Source organism: Dactylosporangium sp. CS-047395, from assembly GCF_050942185.1.
Classification (GTDB): Bacteria; Actinomycetota; Actinomycetes; order Mycobacteriales; family Micromonosporaceae; genus Dactylosporangium.
Map to the genome: position 1 here is coordinate 10,448,617 of NZ_CP192015.1, position 22,283 is coordinate 10,470,899.

Annotated in this window: 25 protein-coding genes; 5 read left to right on the forward strand and 20 right to left on the reverse strand. The window is 72.9% G+C overall.

Annotated elements, in window-relative coordinates; translation table 11 throughout:
* Positions 1–52: 52 nt before the first annotated feature.
* The 9 genes from ACQP00_RS48740 to ACQP00_RS48780 form a co-directional block, all read right to left on the reverse strand.
* The gene (locus ACQP00_RS48740) at positions 53–628 is read right to left on the reverse strand and encodes a hypothetical protein (protein ID WP_433210729.1); all 576 of its coding nucleotides are present in this window, start codon (positions 626–628) and stop codon (positions 53–55) included.
* Positions 628–1,953, reverse strand: a complete 1,326-nt coding sequence (locus tag ACQP00_RS48745; RefSeq protein WP_433210731.1) for a DUF58 domain-containing protein — start codon at positions 1,951–1,953, stop codon at positions 628–630. Before ACQP00_RS48745 ends, ACQP00_RS48740 begins: the two co-directional genes overlap by 1 nt.
* Positions 1,954–2,010: 57 nt before the next feature.
* Positions 2,011–3,000, reverse strand: a complete 990-nt coding sequence (locus ACQP00_RS48750; RefSeq protein WP_433210733.1) for an AAA family ATPase — start codon at positions 2,998–3,000, stop codon at positions 2,011–2,013.
* On the reverse strand, positions 2,997–3,662 hold the full coding sequence (locus ACQP00_RS48755) for a hypothetical protein (protein WP_433210735.1): 666 nt from the start codon (positions 3,660–3,662) through the stop codon (positions 2,997–2,999). Before ACQP00_RS48755 ends, ACQP00_RS48750 begins: the two co-directional genes overlap by 4 nt.
* Positions 3,652–4,401 carry a DUF4129 domain-containing protein gene (locus ACQP00_RS48760; protein ID WP_433210737.1) on the reverse strand — a complete coding sequence of 250 codons (750 nt, stop codon included), beginning with the start codon at positions 4,399–4,401 and terminating at the stop codon, positions 3,652–3,654. Before ACQP00_RS48760 ends, ACQP00_RS48755 begins: the two co-directional genes overlap by 11 nt.
* A 9-nt stretch (positions 4,402–4,410) precedes the next feature.
* Positions 4,411–5,103 (reverse strand): uracil-DNA glycosylase, encoded by a 693-nt coding sequence (locus ACQP00_RS48765; RefSeq protein WP_433210739.1) that lies wholly within the window; start codon positions 5,101–5,103, stop codon positions 4,411–4,413.
* A gap of 10 nt (positions 5,104–5,113) precedes the next feature.
* Positions 5,114–6,016 carry an HAAS signaling domain-containing protein gene (locus ACQP00_RS48770; RefSeq protein ID WP_433210741.1) on the reverse strand — a complete coding sequence of 301 codons (903 nt, stop codon included), beginning with the start codon at positions 6,014–6,016 and terminating at the stop codon, positions 5,114–5,116.
* Positions 6,013–6,339 (reverse strand): PadR family transcriptional regulator, encoded by a 327-nt coding sequence (locus ACQP00_RS48775; protein WP_433210743.1) that lies wholly within the window; start codon positions 6,337–6,339, stop codon positions 6,013–6,015. Before ACQP00_RS48775 ends, ACQP00_RS48770 begins: the two co-directional genes overlap by 4 nt.
* A 118-nt stretch (positions 6,340–6,457) precedes the next feature.
* Positions 6,458–7,168: an LppU/SCO3897 family protein gene (locus ACQP00_RS48780; protein WP_433210745.1), complete on the reverse strand. Its 711-nt coding sequence runs from the start codon at positions 7,166–7,168 to the stop codon at positions 6,458–6,460.
* A gap of 157 nt (positions 7,169–7,325) precedes the next feature.
* On the opposite strand from ACQP00_RS48780, the gene ACQP00_RS48785 reads away from it, so the two are divergent.
* On the forward strand, positions 7,326–7,748 hold the full coding sequence (locus ACQP00_RS48785) for a hypothetical protein (RefSeq protein ID WP_433210747.1): 423 nt from the start codon (positions 7,326–7,328) through the stop codon (positions 7,746–7,748).
* 61 nt (positions 7,749–7,809) lie between these two features.
* Here the strand turns inward: ACQP00_RS48785 and ACQP00_RS48790 are convergent, their stop codons facing one another.
* Both ACQP00_RS48790 and ACQP00_RS48795 read right to left on the reverse strand, forming a co-directional pair.
* On the reverse strand, positions 7,810–8,730 hold the full coding sequence (locus ACQP00_RS48790; protein WP_433224291.1) for an exopolyphosphatase: 921 nt from the start codon (positions 8,728–8,730) through the stop codon (positions 7,810–7,812).
* An 18-nt stretch (positions 8,731–8,748) separates the two neighbouring features.
* A complete protein-coding gene (locus ACQP00_RS48795; RefSeq protein WP_433210749.1) occupies positions 8,749–9,252 on the reverse strand; it encodes an amino-acid N-acetyltransferase in 504 nt (167 codons plus the stop codon).
* A gap of 24 nt (positions 9,253–9,276) precedes the next feature.
* On the opposite strand from ACQP00_RS48795, the gene ACQP00_RS48800 reads away from it, so the two are divergent.
* Together ACQP00_RS48800 and ACQP00_RS48805 are read left to right on the forward strand one after the other, a co-directional pair.
* Positions 9,277–9,771, forward strand: a complete 495-nt coding sequence (locus tag ACQP00_RS48800; protein WP_433210751.1) for a cellulose binding domain-containing protein — start codon at positions 9,277–9,279, stop codon at positions 9,769–9,771.
* A gap of 75 nt (positions 9,772–9,846) precedes the next feature.
* Positions 9,847–10,797 carry a phosphotransferase gene (locus ACQP00_RS48805; protein ID WP_433210753.1) on the forward strand — a complete coding sequence of 317 codons (951 nt, stop codon included), beginning with the start codon at positions 9,847–9,849 and terminating at the stop codon, positions 10,795–10,797.
* Here ACQP00_RS48805 and ACQP00_RS48810 read toward each other — a convergent pair.
* From ACQP00_RS48810 to ACQP00_RS48830, 5 genes are all read right to left on the reverse strand, one after another.
* Positions 10,774–11,301 (reverse strand): DUF501 domain-containing protein, encoded by a 528-nt coding sequence (locus tag ACQP00_RS48810; RefSeq protein WP_433210755.1) that lies wholly within the window; start codon positions 11,299–11,301, stop codon positions 10,774–10,776. The two genes, ACQP00_RS48805 and ACQP00_RS48810, sit on opposite strands and share 24 nt — an antisense overlap.
* Positions 11,298–11,855, reverse strand: a complete 558-nt coding sequence (locus tag ACQP00_RS48815; protein ID WP_433210757.1) for an FtsB family cell division protein — start codon at positions 11,853–11,855, stop codon at positions 11,298–11,300. Before ACQP00_RS48815 ends, ACQP00_RS48810 begins: the two co-directional genes overlap by 4 nt.
* 67 nt (positions 11,856–11,922) lie before the next feature.
* Positions 11,923–13,200 (reverse strand): phosphopyruvate hydratase, encoded by a 1,278-nt coding sequence (eno, locus tag ACQP00_RS48820; RefSeq protein ID WP_433210759.1) that lies wholly within the window; start codon positions 13,198–13,200, stop codon positions 11,923–11,925.
* 214 nt (positions 13,201–13,414) lie between these two features.
* Positions 13,415–15,028: a DUF885 domain-containing protein gene (locus ACQP00_RS48825; protein WP_433210761.1), complete on the reverse strand. Its 1,614-nt coding sequence runs from the start codon at positions 15,026–15,028 to the stop codon at positions 13,415–13,417.
* Positions 15,029–15,067: 39 nt separating this feature from the next.
* Positions 15,068–16,375: a PLP-dependent aminotransferase family protein gene (locus ACQP00_RS48830; protein ID WP_433210763.1), complete on the reverse strand. Its 1,308-nt coding sequence runs from the start codon at positions 16,373–16,375 to the stop codon at positions 15,068–15,070.
* Positions 16,376–16,509: 134 nt separating this feature from the next.
* Here ACQP00_RS48830 and ACQP00_RS48835 point away from each other — a divergent pair, with 134 nt between their 5' ends.
* Both ACQP00_RS48835 and ACQP00_RS48840 read left to right on the forward strand, forming a co-directional pair.
* Positions 16,510–17,490, forward strand: coding sequence for a DMT family transporter (locus tag ACQP00_RS48835; RefSeq protein ID WP_433210765.1), 981 nt, complete (start codon positions 16,510–16,512; stop codon positions 17,488–17,490).
* Positions 17,376–18,164: a patatin-like phospholipase family protein gene (locus ACQP00_RS48840; RefSeq protein WP_433210767.1), complete on the forward strand. Its 789-nt coding sequence runs from the start codon at positions 17,376–17,378 to the stop codon at positions 18,162–18,164. The genes ACQP00_RS48835 and ACQP00_RS48840 overlap by 115 nt, the downstream gene beginning before the upstream one ends.
* Here the strand turns inward: ACQP00_RS48840 and ACQP00_RS48845 are convergent.
* Genes ACQP00_RS48845 through ACQP00_RS48860 form a run of 4 tightly spaced genes read right to left on the reverse strand, consistent with a single transcriptional unit; the run spans position 18,134 to position 22,281 of the window.
* The gene (locus ACQP00_RS48845) at positions 18,134–19,183 is read right to left on the reverse strand and encodes a glycoside hydrolase family 26 protein (RefSeq protein WP_433210769.1); all 1,050 of its coding nucleotides are present in this window, start codon (positions 19,181–19,183) and stop codon (positions 18,134–18,136) included. The genes ACQP00_RS48840 and ACQP00_RS48845 overlap by 31 nt on opposite strands.
* Positions 19,184–19,193: 10 nt before the next feature.
* Positions 19,194–19,940 carry a methyltransferase domain-containing protein gene (locus ACQP00_RS48850; protein WP_433210771.1) on the reverse strand — a complete coding sequence of 249 codons (747 nt, stop codon included), beginning with the start codon at positions 19,938–19,940 and terminating at the stop codon, positions 19,194–19,196.
* A complete protein-coding gene (locus tag ACQP00_RS48855) occupies positions 19,937–21,412 on the reverse strand; it encodes a lipopolysaccharide biosynthesis protein (protein ID WP_433210773.1) in 1,476 nt (491 codons plus the stop codon). The genes ACQP00_RS48850 and ACQP00_RS48855 overlap by 4 nt, the downstream gene beginning before the upstream one ends.
* Positions 21,409–22,281 carry a sulfotransferase domain-containing protein gene (locus ACQP00_RS48860; RefSeq protein ID WP_433210775.1) on the reverse strand — a complete coding sequence of 291 codons (873 nt, stop codon included), beginning with the start codon at positions 22,279–22,281 and terminating at the stop codon, positions 21,409–21,411. Before ACQP00_RS48860 ends, ACQP00_RS48855 begins: the two co-directional genes overlap by 4 nt.
* Positions 22,282–22,283 lie beyond the last annotated feature (2 nt).

The following is a 22,283-nucleotide window of genomic DNA, read 5'->3' on the forward strand; positions in this document are numbered from 1 at the left end:
GTGACCGACAATGTAATGCCCGTTACCACGGGTGTAACCCCGACCACAAGGGTCAATGGCCGGCCCGCCGCGCGACCAGGTAGGCCAGCGCGCCGGCCGCGAGCACGCCCACCAGCGAGGCCACCAGGTACACCGGGCCGAGGGTGACCTTGACCAGGAACAGCATCGCCACGCTGACGATCGCGCTGACCGCGACCACGGCGGCCGCGCGCAGCAGCCAGCCGCTGATCACGCCCGGCGACACGACGGCGTCGTAGGGCAGCACGGCGGCGAGGGCGGCCAGGGAGTGCATGAGGTACAGCGTCGCGGACAGCGCGATCAGGCGCGGGACTTCGACGTCCTCGCCGTACATCAGCGTGCCCAGCACCCATCCGAACGCGCACGCGAAGACGGCCAGGCCGACCAGCCGGCTGCGCGGGAACGTGGCCGGCAGCAGCGCCACGATGGCGGCCAGCAGGATCGCGGCGACATTGCGCATCACGTCGCCCGGGAACGCCAGCACCAGGCTCAGCGCGGCGAAGACGGCGATCCCGGCCCGGATCAACAGCGGCCCGGCGGCGGCCCGCGCGGCCATGTCCCGCCAGCGGCCGACCCGCCCGGCGACGTACTCGCTCAGCTCCTGCAGCATCAGGCCGTCACCGTCCGCCCGACCGCGACCCGCGCGACGCCCTGCAGGACCTCGTCCAGGCTGCCGGCCCCGCCCCAGGCCACGACCGGCACGCCGTGCTCGCGCAGCTGCCCGATGATCGCCTCGCGCTCCAGCCGCCACATCCGCCAGGCCACGTCGCCCCACTTGCCCGTCGCGCGGACGCGCAGCACCGAGTCGGCCAGGGTGTCGACCGCGACCACGAACCGCCCGGCCCGGGCCAGGTTGGCCAGCATCGCCGCGCTGCGCAGGTCCAGCAGCGGGGTGAGCACCATGACCAGCGCGTTGCCCTGGATCATGTGCGGCCCGAACGACGACGGCGGCGGCTCGTCGGCCTCCTCGCTCGCGGCCACGTCGAGCAGGAACTCCATCGTGGTCATGTAGTGCCGCCGGCCGCTCGCCGCGCGCAGATGACGGACCGTCCCGCCGTACTGCAGCAGCGCCACCCGGTCGCCCCGGTGCAGGTAGTGCTCGGCGATGCCGGCCGCCGCCCGCACCGTGATGTCGAGCACGGAGGCGCGCCCGTCGATGCCACCCGAGCGCCCGGCCTCGTGCAGCGCGTCGAGCAGCACGACCACCTCGGCGTCGCGGTCGGACAGGGTGCTCACCACGTGGATCTCGCGGGTGCGCAACGACACCCGCCAGTCGATGCGGCGCAGCCGGTCGCCGGGGCCGAAGCGGCGCACGCCCGCCAGCTCGCCGCCCTCGCCGGGGCGGCGGGAGCGGTGCCCGCCGACGTGCCCGGCCGCGCGGGGCATGGCCTCGGCCGCGTCGAAGTGCTCGGTCGCCGGGTACGCCTTGAGCGGCAGCGGCGGGGTCTGCACGGCCCGCCCGACGAGCAGCCCGTCGGAGGCGATGGCGTGCGCGGTCACCGGCCCGAGCGGGTGGCGGCCCCAGCGCAGGACCCGGCCCTCCAGGTCGACACCGGAGATCGTGCCGCCCTCGACGTTCACCGCGTACGGGCGGTCGCTGTGCTTGAGCTTGACCCAGCGCGGCACCACGGAGCGGACCACGACCAGGTCGAAGTCGGCCGGGTTGGGGTTGCCGATGTTGACCGAGACGCCGAGGTCGGCCCCCTCGACCAGGAACGGCTCGGCCGCGACGGCCTCGACCGTCGGGCCCCGCCGCGGCCGGCGGACCAGCGACACCGCGGTGCCGATGGCGAACGGGGTGGCGATGACCACGAGGTCGAACCGGCCGGTGAGCACGGCGACGAGCACGAGCGCCCCGGCGACCAGCACGGCCCTGCCCAGGGCCCGGGTCGGCTCGAACGCCCGCGCGTGCGAGCGCGGCGCTGCGTCAGCCATGCGAATCAGCCATCTCGATCAGCCATCTCGATCAACCATCTCGATCAACCATGCCGATCAGCCGCGCCTTCCGCCGTACGTCGGCAGCGCCCCGCTGGCCGGCGCCGGCGTCTGGCCCAGCACCTCGGTCACCACCGAGCGCGGGTCGATGCGCTTGAGCCACATCTCCGGGCGCAACGAGATGCGGTGCGACAGCGCCGGGATGGCGACCGCCTTGATGTCCTCGGGCACCACGTAGTCCCGCCCGCTCAGCGCGGCCGAGGCGCGGGAGAGCAGCAGCAGCGCGAGCGAGCCGCGGGGCGAGGCGCCGACCAGGACGTGCGGGTGGACGCGGGTGGCGGCGGTCAGGCTCACGATGTACCGCCCGATCGAGTCCTCCACCACGACGTCCTCGAGCGCCGCCTGCATGGCCAGCAGCGTCTCCGAGTCGACGACCGGTTCGAGGACGGCCTCCTCCTGCCGGCGCGACATCCGCCGCCGCAGCACGTCCCACTCCTCGTCGGCCTCCGGGTACCCGAACGACACCCGCAGCAGGAACCGGTCCAGCTGGGCCTCGGGCAGCGGATAGGTGCCCTCGTACTCGATCGGGTTGGCCGTGGCGAGCACGTGGAAGGGCGCGTCGAGGCGGTACGTCGCGCCCTCGACCGAGACCTGCCGCTCCTGCATCGCCTCCAGCAGGGCCGACTGGGTCTTCGGGGGCGTGCGGTTGATCTCGTCGGCGAGCAGCAGGTTGGTGAAGACCGGCCCGGCCCGGAACGAGAACTCGTGGTTGCGCTGGTCGTAGAGGAACGAGCCGGTGACGTCGGCGGGCAGCAGGTCGGGGGTGAACTGCAGCCGCCGGAAGCCGATGCCGAGCGCCTGGGCGAACGAGCGCGCGGTCAGCGTCTTGCCCAGGCCCGGCAGGTCTTCCAGCAGCACGTGGCCGCCGGCCAGGATTCCGGCCAGGACCAGCTCCAGCGAGTCGCGCTTGCCGACGACCACCGTGCCGACCTGGTCCAGGACCACCTTGGCGATCCGGCCCACCTCGGCCGGTGCGAGCGTCTTCATAGCGCCTCCACCTTTGCGACGATCGATGCTATGTCCTGCGGGCTGGGCACGCGGGACGGCGTGTAGTGCAGCAACTGCCAGAGTTCCTCGCCGACCAGCTTGCGGGCCTGGTCGGGCTGGCCGGCCAGGGTGATGCCGTGGCGCTGGCGCAGCCGGGCGTCGACGAGGTCGGTGAAGCGGGGTACGACCACGGCGGCGAACCGGTTCGGGTCGCGCTCGCCCCAGACGAACCGGTCGTCCCACTTGGCCACGGCCAGCAGGATGCCGTCGCGGGGCGGGATCGAGTCGCGCAGCATGCGCCGGGTCGGTGCCACGTCGCCGCCCGGGCGCTCGTCGGGGCGGACCGCCGGCTCCAGGCCGCGGCCGGTGACGGTGGCCGGCAGCTCGTCCGAGCGGACCTGCACGAGCATCTCGCGCATCACCTGGACGGCCACGATCGTGAGCAGGATGAGGGGGTACGACACGATGTAGCCGACGAAGTACAGGATGCCGAAGCCGACCGTGGTCAGCGCGAAGGCGACGAAGAGCCGGCGGACCCACCAGCGCCAGTCGAACGGCCGGGACGGCCGGCGGGACGGGCGCGGCGGCTGCTCGCGGCGCGGGACGGCCGGGCCGCCGTCGAACAGCTCATCGAGGCCGACCACCTGCTCCTCACGCGGCACCGGGACCACCTCCCGGTGCGCTCGCGCCGACGCCGGACAGCTCGGCCCGGATCTGGCGAAGGGCCCCGATCGCGTCCTGGCGGGAGCGCTCGCCGACGGGGTGGGTGGCGTAGCGGGCCTCGCGGTACACGTCGGCGAAACCCTCGAGCGTGGGCCGGCTGACCTGGTGCGCCGAGAGCAGGCGGGTGACCAGCTCGGTCGGGCTGTCGCCGACCAGGCGCGGGGTGCCGGCCGCGGCGGCCGCGCGCTCCAGCCGCACCCAGCACGCGATCACGGCCCGGCGGGGGTCGGTGTCGGTGTCGCTGAGCTCGACGATGCCCGCCTCGACGGCCGCCATGACCTCTTCGGCGGCGCCCGCGACCATCGGCCGGGGCGCCTCGGGTTCGACGAAGACCCGCGGTTTCGGCTTGGCGGTGCGGTTGGAGAGCAGGTAGTAGACGAGGCTGCCGACGAGCACCAGGACGAGCAGGCCGCACAGGGCGGTGGCCGCGGTGAGCACCCAGCCGGGGATCTCGAACTCGTCGTCGCGCGTGGGCTCCGGCGTCGGCTCGGCCGTCGCGATCTCGTCGGTGGGCAGCGCGGTCGCCGTCGGCTCGGGCGCGGCCGGGGTCGGGACGGGCACGTTGGTGATCTCGGGCGAGGACATGGACGCGGCCAGTCCGCCGATGAGCAGGACGGCGATGACGCCCAGCACCGGCAACCATCGGCTGAAGGTGCGGTCCTGAGCCTTCACCAGCATCCCGTCGCTCTAAGGGAGCCCGGCGAGCACTTTCGCCCGGGCGAGAACCTCGTCCAGCATTCCTGGCGTGAGCCGACCGGTAAAGGTGTTCTGCTGGCTCACGTGGTAACAACCGAGCAACGCGGGGGCACGTTCGGCCTGCCACAGCGTGCCGTGACCGAACGGAACCTTCCGCGCCGGTGCTACACCGTAGACGGCCCGGAGGGCGGGCCAGAAGGCGGCCCACGCGAATGCGCCGAGTGCAACTACCACGCGCAGGTCCGGCGCGATCTCCCGCAGCTCGCGGTGCAGGAACGGGGCGCACGTGTCGCGCTCCTGGGGCGTGGGCTTGTTGTCCGGCGGGGCGCAGCGCACCGCGGAGAAGATCCGGGTGCCGGTCAGCGTGAGGCCGTCGTCGCGGTACGTGCTGGTGGGCTGGTTGGCCAGGCCGGCGCGGTGCAGCGCGGCGAAGAGCACGTCGCCGGAGCGGTCGCCGGTGAACATCCGGCCCGTGCGGTTGCCGCCGTGTGCGGCCGGGGCGAGCCCGAGAATGGCGACGGGCGCCCGGTGCGAGCCGAAGCCCGGCACCGGGCGCCCCCAGTACTCCTCGTCGCGGAACGCCGCGCGCTTGACCGCCGCGACCTCCTCCCGCCAGGCCACCAGCCGCGGGCAGCGGCGGCACTCGGAGATCTCCCGATCGAGCTCGTCCAGCGCGTCTCCCACACCTCGAACGTTAGCGGGACGGGCTGACGGAAGGCGTGGGTGACGGGGACGTGACCGCCGAAGGGCTCACCGACGGGACCGGACTCTCCGAAGGGGCGAAGCGGCCGATCGGGCAGAGCGGGTAGGCCGGCACCGTCGCGCGCATGTCGCTGTACTGATCGGTGGCGCACCGGTACGGGTCGCCGATCGTGATGACGTTGCCGTCCTGGTCGTACAGCACGACGTCGTGCAGCGGCCGCCCGTTCTCGTCGACCGGGTACACGTCGCGCACGTTCTCGTACGGGTTGTACGACGAGTTCGGGGTGTAGTAGGTCGAGCCGCCCAGCCGGTCCAGGTTGACCGCCATGACCAGCACGCCGAGCACCCCGAGGGCGGTGATCCCGTAGCCGACGAAGCGGTGCATGCGCGGGCGCCCGGTCGCGCCCAGCCGCACCGAGACGATCACGGCGGCGGCGATGAGCACCCAGCCGATCGGGTCGTCGAGGCGGTCGGTGGGGATGATGTCCAGCGCGAAGATCAGCACGACGACGGCGACCCCGCGCGCGACCCACCAGGCCGGGCGGAGCAGGCGCAGGAAGTCGGAGGTGCGCTCGTAGCCGATCAGCCGGCCGGTGCGCTCGTCGGCGGTGCGCAGCCGCTCCCGCAGCTGCTCCAGGTCGATGCCGGCCCGGGTGGTCGCGGTCGCGCCGGCGGTCTCGATCCCGGCGGCCGCGCGCAGCTCGGCGGCGTAGTCGGCCGGCGGCCCGAGCCGCTCGACGAGCGAGCCGCCCTGCTCCTCCAGCACCTCGGCGAAGTGCGCGGGCAGGTCCTCGAGCAGGTCGTCGCGCACCTCCTGGGGAAGGTCGGCGAGCGCCGCGGCCACCCGCTCCAGATAGAAGTCGATCTCCAAGCTGCTGTCGCTCGGCGCGGTCATGCCGCCTCCTCCCCGATCAGGCGGTCCATGGTCTGCGCGAAGCCGTGCCAGACCTTGCCGGACTGGGCCAGCTGGGCGCGGCCGGCCGCGTTGAGCGCGTAGTACTTGCGGTGCGGCCCCGACTCGCTAGGAACCACGTAGGTGTTCAGCGCGCCGGCCTGGAAGAGGCGGCGCAGCGTGCCGTAGACCGAGGCGTCGCCGACCTCCTCGAGGCCGGCCGCGCGCAACCGGCGCAGGATGTCGTACCCGTAACCGTCCTCGTCCCGCAGCACGGCGAGCACGGCCAGGTCGAGCACCCCCTTGAGCAGCTGGGTGGTGTCCACGGCATGCACAGTACTATGCAGTGCGAAGTACTATCAAGCACGGAACACCGGGACACGCAAAAGGCGGCCCGCCTGCTGCGCGGACCGCCCTGCGAAAGCTTGCTTCGGTGCCGGGGTCTTACTTGGCGTCGTCGAGGCAGAGGGCGTCGCCGCTCGCCTCGTTGGTGCCCTGCCAGAGCACGTACTTGGCGTCGGAGAACGCGTCGCAGACGGTGGCCTCGTCCTTGAGCGCCTCGGTCTGGGACACGCCGTTCTTGATGCCCACGACCTTGTACTTCGCCGTCGAGTCGTCGCACTTGACGATCTTCACGCTGACGTTCTTCGACGTGTTGTCGCTGATCGAGTCGCCGGCCAGGCAGTCGCCGACCGCGGCGTTCGACGGGTCCGAGTTCACGCTGTCGACGATGTCGTTCCACGTGCTGCGGGCGAACAGGAAGATGCCGCCACAGCAGACGAGCGCGAGGACCAGGATGACGCCGAGGATGATCAGAATGATCTTGCCGGCGCTGCTCTTCTTCGGAGGCGGCGGCGGGGCGCCGAACGGGGCACCGGGCGCGGCCGGGGCACCGTAGGACGGCGGCTGGTCGTACGGCGAGCCGGACGCCGGGGGCTGCCCGTACGCCGGGTCGTAAGGGGCGCCGGACGACGGCTGCTGGCCGTAGGGGGCGCCGGACGCGGGCTGCTGGCCGTAGGGGCCGCCCGAGGACGGCTGCTGGCCGTAGGGCGCGCCGGACGACTGCCCGTACGGCGGCTGGTCACCGCCGGGCGGCGGGTAACCCCCGCCACCGGGTGGCGGGTAGCTGCCGGGCGGCGGGTACTGATCAGACATGTGTTTCCTTCCGGGGTATGCCGCAAAGATCACCCTAACGGGCAAAAAGACGGTTGAGCTTGGGAAACCGCCCCTTCGACCCACTGGAGACGGCTCACGATAGCGGTAGAGGGCCAACCCGCGCAGCACTGAGCGTGTTCGTATTACGGTGTGCGCCGTGACCGATCTGTTGAAACGGCTTGCGGCCGGTCCCGGTGTGTATCGGGGGCGCGGCGACGGCCTGGAGTCCGGACCTTTCGTCGCCCGGATCAAGGTGACCTCGGTGGTGCGCGGCAACGCCATCACGCTGGACTATGAGGCGGTCAGCGACAGCAAAGGACTGCAGCACGTCGAGCACACGATCCTCACCGCGAGCGAGGCCGGCCGGCTGGAACTGCACGTCACCTGCCTGGAGCTGCCCGGGGTGACCCGGTTCGTGCAGAGCGAGCCCGGGGTGTTCAGCGCCTACGAGGGCGCCCTTCCGGCCAAGATCATCATCACCATGCCCAGTGACGGCGTGCTCACGTACGGCTGGTGGTGGTCCCGCGACGACGCCGAGCCGCGCGAGCAGTCCCGGGCCGAGGTACGCCGGACCGGGTGACGCTCCGTGCACGGGTGCTGAGCTGCGGTGACGCAAATCCGACACGTGAACGTTGCGAAAATTACGCGAGCGACAGGGCGATTCCGTCCAGAATGTCGGACTCCGAGGCGATGACGGCGTCCAGGCCGGCCCGCTCGACGATGATCCGCAGAATCAGGGCCCCCGCGCCGATCACGTCGGCGCGGCCGGGGTGCATCACCGGATACCGCAGCCGCTGCTCCGCCGTGCGGCCCAGCAGGTCGGCGGTCACCTTGGCGATGTCGGCGGCCGAGACGCGGGCGCGGTGGATGCGCTTCGGGTCGTACTCCGGCAGCTCCAGCGCCAGCGCGGCCACCGTGGTCACCGACCCGGCCAGCCCGACCAGCGTGCGGGCCCGGGCGCCGTCGACCGCGGCCAGGGCCCGGTCCACCGCGGCCGCGATGTCCTCCTCGGCCGCCGCCACCTGCTCGGGGATGGGCGGGTCGGCGCGCAGGTGCCGCTCGGTCATCCGCACACACCCGATATCGACGCTGATGGCCGCGTCCACATCCCTTTCACCGACCACGAACTCGGTGGAGCCGCCCCCGATGTCCACGACGAGGAACGGGGCCTCGGCGGTGAGGCCGCGCACGGCGCCGTTGAACGAGAGCCGGGCCTCCTCGTCGCCGGTGATCACCTCCGGCGCGAAGCCGAGCGTGTCGAGCACCATGGCGCGGAAGTCGGCCGCGTTCTCGGCGTCCCGCGACGCGCTCGTGGCCACCATCCGGGCCGCGTCGACCCCGGCCTCGGCGATGTCCGCCGCGTAGTCGACCAGGGCCACCCGGGTGCGCTCGATCGCCGCCGGGGACAGCCGCCCGGTCCGGTCGACGCCCTCCCCCAGCCGCACGATCCGCATCTGCCGGGTCACGTCCGACACCGCCGACGCTCCCGGGTCGTCAGAGACATCGGAGACGTCGGCGATCAGGAGCCGCACCGAGTTGGTTCCGCAGTCGATGGCCGCCACGCGCTTCACCGGCCCAGCCTACAAATGCAGCAGCATGCGGTGGTTGCCCAGGGTGTTGGGCTTGACCCGCTCCAGGTCCAGGAACTCGGCCACGCCCTCGTCGTAGGAGCGCAGCAGCTCCTCGTACACCTGGTGGGTGACCGGGGTGCCGTCGATCGGGATGAACCCGAACGAGGCGAAGAACCGGGTCTCGAAGGTCAGCACGAACACCCGGCGCACCCCGATGTCGCGGGCCGCGTCGAGCAGCTCGGCCACGATCCGGTGGCCGATCTTGTGCCCGCGCAGCAGCGGGTCGACCGCCACCGTGCGCACCTCGGCGAGGTCCTCCCACATCACGTGGAGCGCACCGCAGCCGACGATGGTGCCGTCGGTGCTGCGCTCGGCGACCCAGAACTCCGGCACGGCCTCGTAGAGCGCGACGGTGGGCTTGGAGAGCAGCCGCCGGTCCGCGACGTACATCGCGACCAGCCGCCGAATCCCCCGCACGTCGGCGGTTCGTGCCCGCCGGACGGTTACCTCCATGAACGCAAGGGTAGTGGCGCGCGGATGTGGCTCCTGACACGCGATCGGGTGCTGATGGTCACCACCGCGGTGATGACCGTGGCGGCCGGCACCATGACGGTCCTGTACGTGACCAAAGACGGGCCCGGCCCGCAACCGGTCAAGCCGGTGGCGCGCACGACGGGTCCCCCGCACGCGTCGCCCGGGGCGAGCGTCGCCGGTACCGCGAAGCCGGGCACCGTGAAGGCCGCCTATGCGGTGCGCAGCAAGTGGAAGGACGGCTTCAACGCCGAGGTCACCGTGACCAACCTGGGCAGCCAGCCGCTGATGGGCTGGATGGTGAACCTCGAACTGCCCAAGGACGTCGACGTCACCTCGACCTGGGGCGCCACCGCCGAGCAGCAGCCGGGCAAGCTCGTGCTGCGCTCCCAGGCGTACAACACCTACCTGGAGGCGGGCGGGGCGATCCGGATGGGATTCGAGGCCAAGGGGCCGGCCGGCCCACCCACGAGCTGCTCTGTCAATGGCGCGCCCTGTTGAGTCATAAATCTGACTGTTTGCATGTGGCGGGTATCCGGTCCCGCTTTGGCAAGAAGTCTGACGTACCTTCTTTGGGTGCTGACCCCACCGGCCGGGCTTCCCGAGGACGCACTCGGGATATTGATCAGCCGGGAGTGGGGCATTCCGGTCAAATCGCTCGGCTACCGGCCGGTCGGCTTCGGCTCCCACCACTGGGAGGTCACGGACACGGCGGGCTTCCGCTGGTTCGTGAACGTCGATGAGCCGGCCGACCCGGCGAAGCTCGACGCCTCGCTGCGGACGGCCGCCGACCTGCACGCCACCGGGCACACCTTCGTCGTCGCCCCGATCCCGGCGCTGAGCGGGGCCAGCACGATGCGGTCGGGGTCGTTCACGATCGCGCTGTACCCGTTCGTCGAGGGTGCGAGCTTCGACTGGAACGCGTTCACCGGCCCGGCCCACCGCCAGGCCACCCTCGACATGATCATCCGGCTGCACACGGCGCCGCCGATCGCCCGGCGGCACGCGCGGGTGGACGACTTCGCGGTGCCGCACCGCGACGAGGTCGAGGCCGCCCTGCGCGCGCCCGGCGAGCAGTCCGGCTGCGGCCCCTACGCGGTGCCCGCGGCCGACCTGCTCGAGGAGCACCGCCGGCCGCTGCAGCGGGTGCTGGCCCGCTACGACGAGCTGGTGCTGCAGAGCCGGGCCGAGCCGGTGCGCGCGGTGCTCACCCACGGGGAGCCGCACTCGGGCAACACCATGCGCACGCCGACCGGCTGGCGGCTCATCGACTGGGACACCGTGCTGGTCTCCCCGCCGGAGCGGGACCTGTGGCTGATCGAGCCGGGCGACGGCTCGATCTTCGCGGCCTACGCCGAGGCGACCGGGGTGCTGGTCCGCCCGTCCACGATCATGCTGTTCCAGCTGCGGTGGGCGCTGTCGGACATCGCGGTCGAGGTGCGCCGCTTCCGCCGGCCGCACACGGGCACGCAGGACGACGCCGAGGGCTACGAGATCCTGCGGTCAGTCGTCACCAGCATCGAGTGAGGTTTCCTTTGCGACACACGGGCCCTGGGCCCACCACTCGCCGGCCAGCTCGGCCGTCTCGTCGCCGAACGGGTTGACCCCCGGGCCGACGGCCAGGGCGTGGCCGAGGTGGACGTGCAGGCACTTCACCCGGGTGGGCATGCCGCCCGCGGAGACGCCGTCGATCTCCCGGACGTGCCCGACCGCCTCGCGGCGGGCCAGGTAGTCCTCGTGGGCCCGCTGGTACTGCGCGGCCAGCTCGGGGTCCTCGGCCAGCCGGGCGCCCATCTCGCGCATCAGGCCCGCCGACTCCAGGCGGCTGCACTCGTGCACGGCCCGGGGGCAGGTCAGGTAGAACAGCGTCGGGAACGGCGTGCCGTCGGGCAGCCGGGGCGTGGTCTCCACGACGTCGGGCAGGCCGCACGGGCAGCGGTGGGCGACCGCCCGGGTGCCGCGGGGCGTGCGGCCGAGCTGGGCCGCGACCACCGCGAGATCCTCGTCGGTGGCCTTCTGGAAATCGCTCACTGCTTGTCCGCCGCCTCGACGCTCGACCACAACTTGCCGTACCAGGCCCGGGGCTGCTTCGGCGCGCCCGGCAGCTCGTCGGGGTCGGTCTGCTGACTGTTGGCCGGGTCCACCACCACGTACGGCTTCTCACCCGGCAGCACCATGTGCAGGCGCTGGCGGGCCTGGGAGATCACGTACTCGGGGTCGTCCCACTTCTTGGCCCGCGCCTGCATCTCGGCGACCTTGGCCGCCTGCCGCTGCTGGCTCTGCTCCAGGGCCTCGATCTCGGCCTGCTGGGCGAGGTACACCCGCACGGGGTAGGCGTAGGCGAGCAGCAGCACGAGCAGGATCAGGCTGAGTACCACCGCCCGGCTGGTGAACCGGCGCGGCTGCGGGGCCCGGGTGCGCATCGCGGCGCCGCCGGTGGCCACCGCCCGCCGGGCGACCATGGGCCGCGAGGGGGCCCGGCCCTTGCTGACGTTGCGCGCGCCGGCGGCGTTGCGGGTGCCGGCGTTGCGGGTGTTGACGTTGCGAGGGGACGAGCGCCCGCCTGGCCTGCTCCGCGGCTGCATGCCCTCCCCCAAGGTCCGCACGGCCCGCGGCCTCCAGCTGGTGAAGGCCGCGGGCGGTCAAGAACGGTTAACGGTACCGCGGGAAGGCCCCGCGCCCGGCGTAGCGCGCCGCGTCGTCGAGCTCGTCCTCGATGCGCAGCAGCTGGTTGTACTTCGCCACCCGCTCGGAGCGGGCCGGCGCGCCGGTCTTGATCTGGCCGGTGCCCAGGGCCACGGCGAGGTCGGCGATGGTGGTGTCCTCGGTCTCACCCGAGCGGTGGCTCATCATGGTGCGGAAGCCGGCGCGGTGGGCGAGGTCCACGGCGTCGAGCGTCTCGGTGAGCGAGCCGATCTGGTTGACCTTGACCAGGACCGCGTTCGCCGTGTCGGTGGCGATGCCCCGGGCGATGCGCTGCGGGTTGGTGACGAACAGGTCGTCGCCGACGATCTGGATGCGGCCGCCGAGCGCCTCGGTCATCGCCTTCCAGCCGTCCCAGTCCTCCTCGTTCAGCGGGTCCTCGATCGACACGATCGGGTACGCGTCGACGAGCGACGTGTAGTACGCGATCATCTCGTCGGAGGACTTGGTGCCGCCCTCGAAGCCGTAGGACCCGTCCTTGTAGAACTCGGTCGCGGCCACGTCGAGCGCGAGCACGATGTCGCTGCCCAGCGAGTAGCCGGCCTTCTCGACGGCCTCGGCGATCAGGTCGAGCGCGGCCGCGTTGGTCGGCAGGCTCGGGGCGAAGCCGCCCTCGTCGCCCAGGCCGGTGGCCAGGCCCTTCTTCTTCAGCACCGACTTGAGGGTGTGGTACACCTCGGCGCCGGTGCGCAGCGCCTCGCGGAAGGTCGGGGCGCCGACCGGCGCGATCATGAACTCCTGGATGTCGACGTTGGAGTCCGCGTGCGCGCCGCCGTTGAGGATGTTCATCATCGGCACCGGCAGCAGGTGCGCGTTCGGGCCGCCGAGGTACTTGAACAGGCTCAGGCCGGCCGAGTCGGCCGCCGCCTTGGCCACGGCGAGCGAGACGCCGAGGATGGCGTTGGCGCCCAGCTCGGACTTCTCCGGCGTGCCGTCGAGGTCGAGCATGGCCTGGTCGACGAGGCGCTGCTCGGTGGCGTCGAACCCGCGCACGGCCTCGGCGATGCGCTCGTTGACGTTCTCGACGGCCTTCTCGACGCCCTTGCCCAGGTAGCGCTTGCTGTCGCCGTCGCGCAGCTCGTTGGCCTCGAACGCGCCGGTGGAGGCGCCCGAGGGAACCGCCGCCCGGGCCAGGGTGCCGTCGTCGAGGACGACCTCGACCTCGACCGTCGGGTTGCCCCGCGAGTCGAGGATCTCCCGCGCGCCGATTGCTTCGATAGTGGCCACTGTCGTGTCACTCCTTGCAGAAAATGTTTGGTCGGCCGCCACGGTGCGGCACCCTCAGTATTTCGCGCTTCCTTCGGTCGCTCCCCAGTGGGGGGCTCCGCCCACCCACGCCCCCTGCCACACATCGGTCGCGGTGAGCGCCGAGGGAGCCGGGCCCGCCGTGTGCGCGGCCTCCACGAACCGCACTCCGGCGGGGCCGGCGGCCGCCGGTCGGTCAGAGCTCCAGCAGCGTGCGCAGGTGGCGGGGCGGCGGGGAGCCGTGGGCGAGCATACGGTCGTGCCAGTCGCGGAGTGTGACGTTCGCCGGGCGTTCATCCGCGATCTGCCGGACCTCGGTGTAGCCCACGAAGTACGTCGAGAGCTGGGTCGAGCTGAGCAGGGCCCGCCGCCACTTGCCGGCCGCCTCGCCCTCCTCCTGGAAGCCGCGCTCCATCATCAGCGCCATCGCCTCCTGCTCGGTCATCCCGTCGCAGTGCACCCGCTGGTCGATGATCGCGTTGATGCTCATCCGCAGCTGCATCTTGAGCTGCTGCAGGCGCACCGGCAGGCCGCCGAAGCCGCGCTCGGCCATGAACTCCTCGGCGTAGACGGCCCAGCCCTCTACGAACGGGCCGCTCCAGCCGATGGCCCGGGCCCTGGTGCGGCCGCGGAACCGGCGCGCGTGGGCCAGCTGCAGGAAGTGCCCGGGGGTCGCCTCGTGGACGGTCAGGTCGCGCAGCATGTGGCTGTTGTACTCGCGGTAGAACGACGCCACCCGCTCGTCCGACCAGCCCGACGGGGTGGGCGAGATGCAGAAGAACGTCGGCAGCTCGGCCGGCTCCAGCAGGCCCGGCGGGTCGCAGTAGGCCACCGCCACGCCGCGCGCGAACTCGGGCATCTCCATGATCACCAGTGGGTCGTCGATCAGGGTGATCAGGTCGTGCGCCCGGACGAACTCGGTCGCCTCGTCCAGCGACACCTTGGCCAGGTCCACGATCGTGTCGTTGTCCGGCACGTCGGCGGCCGCCTGGGCGAGCGCCGCCCGCACCGTCTCGTCGGTCTCCGGCCCGCCGGTCAGCTCGGCCGCGGCCGTGCGCAGCTCGGCGCTCACCCGCTCCAGGTTGGCCTCGGCCCGCTCCAGCACGGTCCGGGCGCCGAGCTCGGTGTCCAGCGTGTGCCACAGCCGGGCCTCCCAGAGCCGCCGGCCCAGCCGCGGGTCGCGCTCGGCGCCGTCGAGCCGGCCGCGCAGCCACGCGGCGAACGCGTCGAGCTCCTCGGCCGCGCGCTCCTGCACCGGGGCGACCACCTCGGCCATCCCGGGCGCCTCCTTGAACAGCTCGCCGAGCTCCTCGCGGACCAGCCGGGCGGTGCCGGCGAACTGGCCGACCGCCGTCTCGACGTGCACCCGCGGCGCGTCGCCCAGCACCTCGCGGGCGGTGGCCAGGGCGTCCGGAACGGCGGTGAGCCGGGCGGCGATCGACATCAGCCGCTCCTCGGCCGGCGCGAACGGCCGCGAGATGAGCCCGTGCAGCAGCCCGCCCGGGTTGTGCACGAGCGGGTTCCACTCGTGCTCGCGGATCTCGGTCCGCTCGAACAGCATCCGCTCCACCCGGGCCAGCAGCACGGCGTGGTCGACCTGGTCCTGCGGGTCGAGCTCGTCCAGGTCGATCTGGCTCAGCGCGGCCGAGGCGTCGCGCAGCATGTCGACGTCGCCGGCCACGCCCTCGGCGGAGTAGTCGGGCAGCCGGTCGTCGAAACGGTGATCCCCGGCGCCGGCGGCGAGCGCGGGCGCACACTCGAGCAACGCGTCGGCGATGTGCTCGGCCAGTGGAACAAAGTGCTGGGACATGCCCCCGACGGTATCGGGTGGACCGCCGGGCGGCTGCCCTCACACCAGCGTGGCGAGCTTGCGGACCGCGGCGGCCAGCTCGTGCGGGGTGTGCGCGGCGTAGCCGAGGACCAGCCCGCACGGGCCGGCCTTGCGCATCCGCAGGGTCGACAGGGCCAGCGGGCCGAGCCCGGCGTCCGCCGCCCGCGCGGCCAGGGCCAGGTCGTCCACCCCCGGCGGCAGCTCGACCACCAGGTGCAGCCCGGCCGCGATGCCGCCGATGCGGGCCCGGGGCAGGTGCCGGCGCACCGCGGCCACTACCGCGTCGCGGCGCTCGCGGTGCAGCCGGCGGGCGCGGCGCAGGTGCCGGTCGTAGGCGCCGCCGGCCAGGAACTCGGCGAAGGCCAGCTGCTGCAGCGCCGGGCCGCCGTTGTCGGCGTCGTGCTTGGCCGCGCACAGCTCGTCGACCCACCCGGGCGGCGCGGCCAGCCAGCCCAGCCGCAGCCCCGGTGCCAGGACCTTGCTCACCGAGCCGACCAGCGCCACGTGGTCCGGGGCCAGCCCCTGCAGGCACGCGACGGGCTCGCGGTCGTAGCGGTACTCGGCGTCGTAGTCGTCCTCCACCACCAGCCCGTCCACGCGGCGGGCCCAGGCCACCACCTCGGCCCGCCGCCCGGGCGCGAGCACCACGCCGGTCGGGAACTGGTGGGCCGGGGTGAGCACGACCGCGCGGGCGCGGGTGCGGGCCAGGGCGGCCACGTCGAGCCCGTCGCCGTCGACCGGGACCGGCACCACGTCGAGGCCGAGCCGGGCCAGATGGTCGCGCAGGGCGGCCGGGCCCGGATCCTCGAGGGCGATCCAGCGGGTACCGCGAGCCAGCAGGACCCGCGCCAGCAGCGCGAGCCCCTGGGTGACCCCGGCGGTGACGATGAGGCCGTCGGGCGGCACGAGCGCGGCGCGGACGCGGCCCAGGTAGCCCGCCAGCTCGGCCCGCAGCCGCGGCACCCCGGTCGCGTCGCCGTAATCGAAGTCCGCGTCCAGCGCGCTGGTCAGCGCGGTCTCGTAGGCCCGCCGCCACGCCGTGCGCGGGAAGGCCCCGAGGTCCGGCACGCCCGGGCGCAGCGGCGCGACCGCGGCCGGCCGCTCGGTCGCGTCGGCCCGCCGCAGCGGCGCGGGCGCGACCACCTCGGCCACCACGGTGCCGGAGCCGCGCCGGCTGATCAGCCGCCCCTCGGCCGCCAGCTGCTCGTAGGCGCCGACCACCAGCCCGCGGGAGACGCCCAGGTCGGTCGCGAGGTCGCGGGTCGAGGGCAGGCGGGTCCCCGGTGCCAGGCGGCCCCGTGTGATCGCCTCCCTGAGCGCGCCCACGAGCTGCTCCCCCACCCGTGGCCGGGTGCGGTCGAGCTCGACCAACGCCTCCCAAACCGACAAAAATTGGCCCCCTAAAAGCCGGTCTCGGTGGCACTGTAGCGGGTACCACTGGCCGCCGTAAGTTCACCCGCATGACCCGGCGCCACATCGCGTTCTGCGTGCTGACCTGCGCGATTCTCGGCAGTTCGTTCGTCGTGAGCCGCTCGATCGTCGGCTATCCGATCCTCTCCGGCCAGGCGATTCGCTACGGCCTGGCCGCGCTGGCGCTGTTCGCGCTGGTGGCCCGCGACGCGCGGAAGATTCACCCGAACGGGCGCGAACTCGGCCGGCTGGCCCTGGTGGCGGCGACCGGGCTGGTCGCGTTCAACGTGCTGCTGCTCTTCGCCCTGCGGCACGCCGATCCGGCCGTCATCGCCACCATCGTCGGCGCGAGCCCGCTGCTGCTGGCCCTGCTCGGCCCGCTGCAGGAGCGCCGCCGGCCCACGCCGCGGCTGCTCGGGGCGGCCGCCGTGGTGGTCGCGGGCGCGGCGATCGTGTCGGGCTTCGGCGCGCACGACCGGGCGGGCCTCGTCGCGGCCGCCGGGGTGCTGCTCTGCGAGGCCGCCTTCTCGCTGCTCGCCGCGCCCCTGCTGCCGCGCCTCGGACCGGTGCGCGTCTCGGCGTGGAGCACGGCACTGGCCGTACCATTGCTGCTGTTGCTGTTGCCCTTCAGCGGGGAGCGGCCGCGCCTTCCCGACGCGTCCGAGGGGGCCGCGCTGGCCTTCCTCGGGCTGGTGCTGACCGTGATCGCGTTCGTGTGCTGGTATTCGGGCGTGGCCGGGCTCGGCGTGGACCGGGCGGGGTTGTTCGTCGGCCTGGTGCCGGTGTTCGCGCTGATCACGGCGGCCGCGGTGGACCGTGCGCCGCCGGGCCCGGGCAAGGTGGCCGGCGTCTTGCTGGTGGGTGCCGGTCTGGTGATCGCGGCGACGCGTTCAGGCGGGCGTGTTAAGCAAGATGAATGGAACGCACCGCGCTCGTCCTCGGCGCCGGTGGCATCACCGGCGTCGCCTGGCAACTCGGCATCCTCGTCGGCCTGCACGACCGGGGCATCGCCCTCGGGCAGGCCGACCTGATTCTCGGCACCTCCGCCGGCGCCATGACCGGCGCCCTCGTCGCCGCGTTCGGCGACCCGCGCACCGCCGCGGCCATCGAGGCCCCGCTCGGGCCCGGCGACCCGCCGCTCAACGCGGACTGGAATCTCGGCCCGATCGCGTTCGGCCTGCTGCAGGACGAGTCGCTGGAGCCGGCCGAGATGCGAAGGCGGCTCGGCCGGATCGCGCTGGAGGCCGCGGTCGGGCCGCCGGAGCCGTGGCTGGCGGCGTTCGGGCGGCGGCTGCCGATCGAGGGCTGGCCCGAGCGGCTCACGGTGACCGCCACCAACGCCGAGACCGGAGAGCCGGTGCAGTGGGATGCCGATTCCGGTGTACCCCTGGTGCCCGCCGTCACCGCCAGTTGCGCGGTCCCGTGCATCTTCCCGCCGATCCCGGTGAACGGCGCGAAGTACATGGACGGCGGCGTGCGGTCGCGGACCAACGCGGACCTCGCCGCCGGCTACGACAGGGTCGTCGTGGTGGCGCCGCGCATGCCGCTGCTGCAGCGCGACTCGCTCGACCCGGCGTTCACCGTCATCGAGCCCGACGACGCGTCGATGGCGGCGATCGGCGGCAACGTGTTCGACGCCGGGCGCTGGATGCCGACCCTGGCCGCCGGCGAACGTCAGGGCCGCGAGCTCGTCATCGGCCTGTAGTACTCGTCCTGGGCGAGCGAGGTGCGGAAGGCGCCGAGCACGTCCGGGTCGTCGGAGACCATGTACTGGTTCGTCGGCCCCTTGTTGTCGGTAGGGTCCGACTCGAAGTAGAGCACCGCGCGGATCTGCGGGTTCGCCTTGAACGTCGCCGAGGCGTCCCGCAGCCACGCGGACCGCTGGCCGGTGCCCCAACTGCGGGCGATGCCGAACTCGCCGATCATCACCGGCTTGCTCGGGTGCTTGGCCACGAACTCCAGGAACGGGCGCATCAGCTGGCCGATGGTGCCGTACTTCGTGCCCGCGTACACGTCCACGCAGGTCCAGTCGACCTGGTCGTCGCCGGGGTAGAAGCTCGGCGCGGAGCCGTTCTGGAAGCCCTCGGCCGTCGGGCACCACACCCACGAGGCGTTGGTCGCGCCCTCCTGGACGAAGATGTTCCGCACGTACTTCCAGGCGGCGATGTAGTCCTCGCCGGACCACATCTGGGCGCGCAGGTTCGGGCGGTCCATCTCCCAGCGGTACCGCAGCAGCACCGGATGCCCGAAGGCCTTGAGCTCCCGGGCCCGCTCGCGGATCAGCTCGTCGTAGCGGCCCATCGTGACGAGCCGGGTGTCGCCGCCGGCCCACGACAGCATCAGCGTGCTGCCGCGGGCCGCGAACTGGCGGTCGGAGTCGTTGATGAAGTTCTCGTCGAAGCGGCGGTAGGTGTTGACGATCGCCATCTTCCGCCCGAGCGTCTGCTCCCAGACCGTCATCGCCGTCACCCGCCCCGGCTCCGTGAGGTGCTCGGGCCGCACCCACGCGCCGAGGTAGGAGCCCCGCTTCGGCGGTCCGACGGGCCCGGCCTGGAAGGGCCCCTCGGACGTGGCGATGGCGGGCGGCCCCGTCTCCACTGTGGACGACGGGGCCGCCGTGGGCGGACGGTCCGGCCGGTCCCGATTGAGCACGGTCAGGGTGACGGCCGCGGCGACCGCGACGACCACGGCCACCACAGCGCCGGTGACGACGATCCGCTTCAACGATGGTCTCCTACTTCGGAATCCGCCTTGCTACATAGAGAACGTCCGTGGCCACCCCGGAGAGACTGCGCGATCGGGTAGCGAGGTCATCCGCCTTTCGGGCCATCGGGCGCAGCCACTCCCGCCGGTACGCCCCGGCCGGGAACACGGCGAAGCCGCGCCGGTCGATGACCTCGAAGCCGTGCCGGGCCAGCAGCTGCTCGACCTCGCCGTGCTGCAGCTCGGCGAACCACGCGTTGCCCCGGTGCGCGCGGTGGCGCAGGTGGCGCAGCGACGTACGGTTGCCGTGGTTCTCCACGACCAGCAGCCCCGAGTCCGCCTCCGGCAGGATCCGGGCGGCGAACGCGATCGCCCGGTCCCGCACGTCCTTCGGGGCGTTGAGCAGCAGCCGGAACACGGTCACCAGGGCCGGTCCGTCCACTGTGGCCGGTTCCGGCACCGGCCCGTCCTCGGTCACCTGGTGCAGCTTCGCGTAGACGCCCGCCTCCCGGGCCTTGGCGAGCATCTGCTCCGAGGAGTCATACCCGTGCGCGGCCCGCACCACGCCGTGCAGCAGCTTGATCGCCCGCCCGGTGCCGCAGGCGAAGTCGTGCTGGACCGGCCGCCGGGCCGTGAACTCCCGCCGCACCAGCCGGCGCAGGAACGCCCGCTGGCGCACGCTCACCGCCGTCGCGTAGGTCTCCGGCGCATAGACCACCCGCTCGTACTTCTCAACCGCCGCCTCCGATTGGAAGACCTCCGCGTAATCCGTTCTCATCGTCCCCCCTGCATCAGAACTGTTCTCAAGCGCACCGCCGCGTAGCAGTACGCGACGGCACCCGCCCCGGTGGCGGCGAATTTCACGATCAGACCGGGGTGCAGCGGCCACAGCAGGAGCTGGGGCGCGGCGAAGAACCCGGCCGCCATGGCACAGGCGAGCAACGTCGCCCGGCCGAAGGGGTGCAGTCCCAGCCCGCGCACGACCTGCACGAGCGGGACGAGGTTGTTCACGAGCACCGCGGCCGCGAGGCCGACGGACGCGCCGAATGCGCCGCTGCGGGGGATGAGCAGCGCGTCGACGCCGAGCATCACGATCAGGGCCAGCCCGACGTTGGCCAGGTTCCACCAGGTGCGCCCGGCCATCGCCAGCACCACGTCGACCATGCCGCACGCGGTGGCGACCATCATGGCGGCCGCGAGCACGCGCACCACGCCGACGCCGTCCTCGTAGTGCTCGCCGAACAGGCCCAGGTACAGCGGCGCGTACGTGAACACCAGCAGGTACAGCGGCCAGCAGCACAGCACGACCCAGGCGGTCGACTGCCGGTACAGCAGGTTCGCGCCCGCGGTGTCCTGGACCGCCAGCCGCTCGGCCAGCCGCGGCTGCACCGACTGCGAGACGCCCTGGTTCACGAACTGGCCGAGGATGACGAACCGGCCGGCCACCGCGTACATGGCGGCGGGCGCGAGGCCGGCCAGGGCGGCGACCATGAGCACGTCGACGCGCTGCAGGGCCATCTGGGCGAAGCTGGCGACGGCTCGGGGCGCGGTGAAGGACCAGAAACGCCCGGGCGTGAAATCCGACGTGTCCGATTGCTCGGGCCGCAGGGTCCTGCGCAGCCGCTGCAGCGCATAGCCGGCCAGCAGCGCGGTCGGGATGTACGGCAGGGCCCACACCGCGGCGAACAGCTGCTCGCTCCACCCGAGGGCCCAGACCAGCACGAGCAGCAGCAGCTGCGCGGCCGGGCGCATGACCCGGTCCAGCAGCACCGTCGGGCGCATCGCCCGCAGCCCGCGGGTGGTGGACAGCAGCGCGTCGGTGAACGCGGCGGCCGGCAGGAACAGGGCGAGCGCGCGGACCAGGTCGGGCCGACCGGGCAGCAGCTCGGCGCCGAACCACAGGCCGCCCGCGATGCACACCGCGGCCACCGCGACCGGGACCAGCGCGATCCGCAGCAGCTCGGCGAAGCGGGACAGGTCGCCGACCGCGCGCATCCGGGCCGGCCAGTACACCAGGGACGTCTGCACGCCGAGCTTGGCCACCGTCACGCCGAGGCCGAAGGTGGCCGTGGCGGCGAAGAACGCGCCGGCCGCGTGCGGGTCGAGGGCCCGCGCGGCCAGCCAGGTGACACCGACGCCGGCCAGGCCGGTGCAGACGGTGCCGGCGAGGTTGGCGATCCCGCCGCGGGCCGCGCCGCGCAGCATCCCGCCGGGCGACTCGACCGCGGGCCGCTCCAGCGTGCTCGTCACTTGAGCATCCAGCTCGGCCGGTGCCCGAGGAAGTCGGCCAGCCGCTCGTCGTACGGCCGGTAGTGCTCGGCCAGCTGCTGGGCGATCGAGTCGTCGAGGCGGTTGCGGGGCCGGGCGTTGTGCCGGTCGAACGGCGGGTACGCGTTCACGTGCGGCAGGCCCAGGAAGTCCACGACGGCGTCGTAGACCGGCTCCGGCCGGGTGAAGAACTCGGTGCTGTCGACCACGTGCACCCGGTCGCGGCCGAGCAGGCGGGCCATCGGCTCGAGGTACTCGATGTACTCGCCGCGGGCGCGGTAGGCGTGGTGCTGGTGGGCGAAGCTGTACGCGAACGGGTCGGCCAGCAGCTTCTCGCGCTGCCCGTCGAGGCGCTCCTGCTCCAGCTCCAGCGCCCGGCCGAACTCGACCTCGGGCTCGAAGCCGCGGGCGACCTCGTGCGCGTGCTGGGAGTAGGCCCGCTCGACCGGGTCGCGCACCAGCACGACCAGGCGCACCCCGGGCAGGTCGGCGGCGATGCGGGCCAGGGCGTGCGGGTGGTACATGTAGTACGGGCTCGACTCGAACGTCTGCGCGGGCACCCCGAACTCGGCCCGGACCCGCTCGGCCCGGCGCTGCAGCGGGAAGTGGCCGCGGTACCAGCGCAGGCCGTGGTGGTAGCCGACGTCGAAGTAGTGCACGCCCTTGTGCAGGACGGCCTTGATGACGGCGGGGTGCGCGGCCAGGGCGCGGTAGAGCGACGTGGTGCCGCAGCGCTGCCCGCCGCAGATGAGGAACTGCGGCAGCATCCGCCGGCCGGCGGTGAGCTGGCCGTAGTTGCGGGATCCGAAGTGGACGATGCGCTTCATCGTCTCGGGGACCGGCACGGGCATGG

Bases quoted from the DNA above. Each gene is read 5' to 3' on its own strand.
- ACQP00_RS48740 (WP_433210729.1), bottom strand. From the start codon at position 628: ATGCTGCAGGAGCTGAGCGAGTACGTCGCCGGGCGGGTCGGCCGCTGG.
- ACQP00_RS48745 (WP_433210731.1), bottom strand. From the start codon at position 1,953: ATGGCTGACGCAGCGCCGCGCTCGCACGCGCGGGCGTTCGAGCCGACC.
- ACQP00_RS48750 (WP_433210733.1), bottom strand. From the start codon at position 3,000: ATGAAGACGCTCGCACCGGCCGAGGTGGGCCGGATCGCCAAGGTGGTC.
- ACQP00_RS48760 (WP_433210737.1), bottom strand. From the start codon at position 4,401: ATGCTGGTGAAGGCTCAGGACCGCACCTTCAGCCGATGGTTGCCGGTG.
- ACQP00_RS48770 (WP_433210741.1), bottom strand. From the start codon at position 6,016: ATGACCGCGCCGAGCGACAGCAGCTTGGAGATCGACTTCTATCTGGAG.
- ACQP00_RS48780 (WP_433210745.1), bottom strand. From the start codon at position 7,168: ATGTCTGATCAGTACCCGCCGCCCGGCAGCTACCCGCCACCCGGTGGC.
- ACQP00_RS48795 (WP_433210749.1), bottom strand. From the start codon at position 9,252: ATGGAGGTAACCGTCCGGCGGGCACGAACCGCCGACGTGCGGGGGATT.
- ACQP00_RS48800 (WP_433210751.1), top strand. From the start codon at position 9,277: ATGTGGCTCCTGACACGCGATCGGGTGCTGATGGTCACCACCGCGGTG.
- ACQP00_RS48815 (WP_433210757.1), bottom strand. From the start codon at position 11,855: ATGCAGCCGCGGAGCAGGCCAGGCGGGCGCTCGTCCCCTCGCAACGTC.
- ACQP00_RS48825 (WP_433210761.1), bottom strand. From the start codon at position 15,028: ATGTCCCAGCACTTTGTTCCACTGGCCGAGCACATCGCCGACGCGTTG.
- ACQP00_RS48835 (WP_433210765.1), top strand. From the start codon at position 16,510: ATGACCCGGCGCCACATCGCGTTCTGCGTGCTGACCTGCGCGATTCTC.
- ACQP00_RS48840 (WP_433210767.1), top strand. From the start codon at position 17,376: ATGGAACGCACCGCGCTCGTCCTCGGCGCCGGTGGCATCACCGGCGTC.
- ACQP00_RS48850 (WP_433210771.1), bottom strand. From the start codon at position 19,940: ATGAGAACGGATTACGCGGAGGTCTTCCAATCGGAGGCGGCGGTTGAG.
- ACQP00_RS48860 (WP_433210775.1), bottom strand. From the start codon at position 22,281: ATGCCCGTGCCGGTCCCCGAGACGATGAAGCGCATCGTCCACTTCGGA.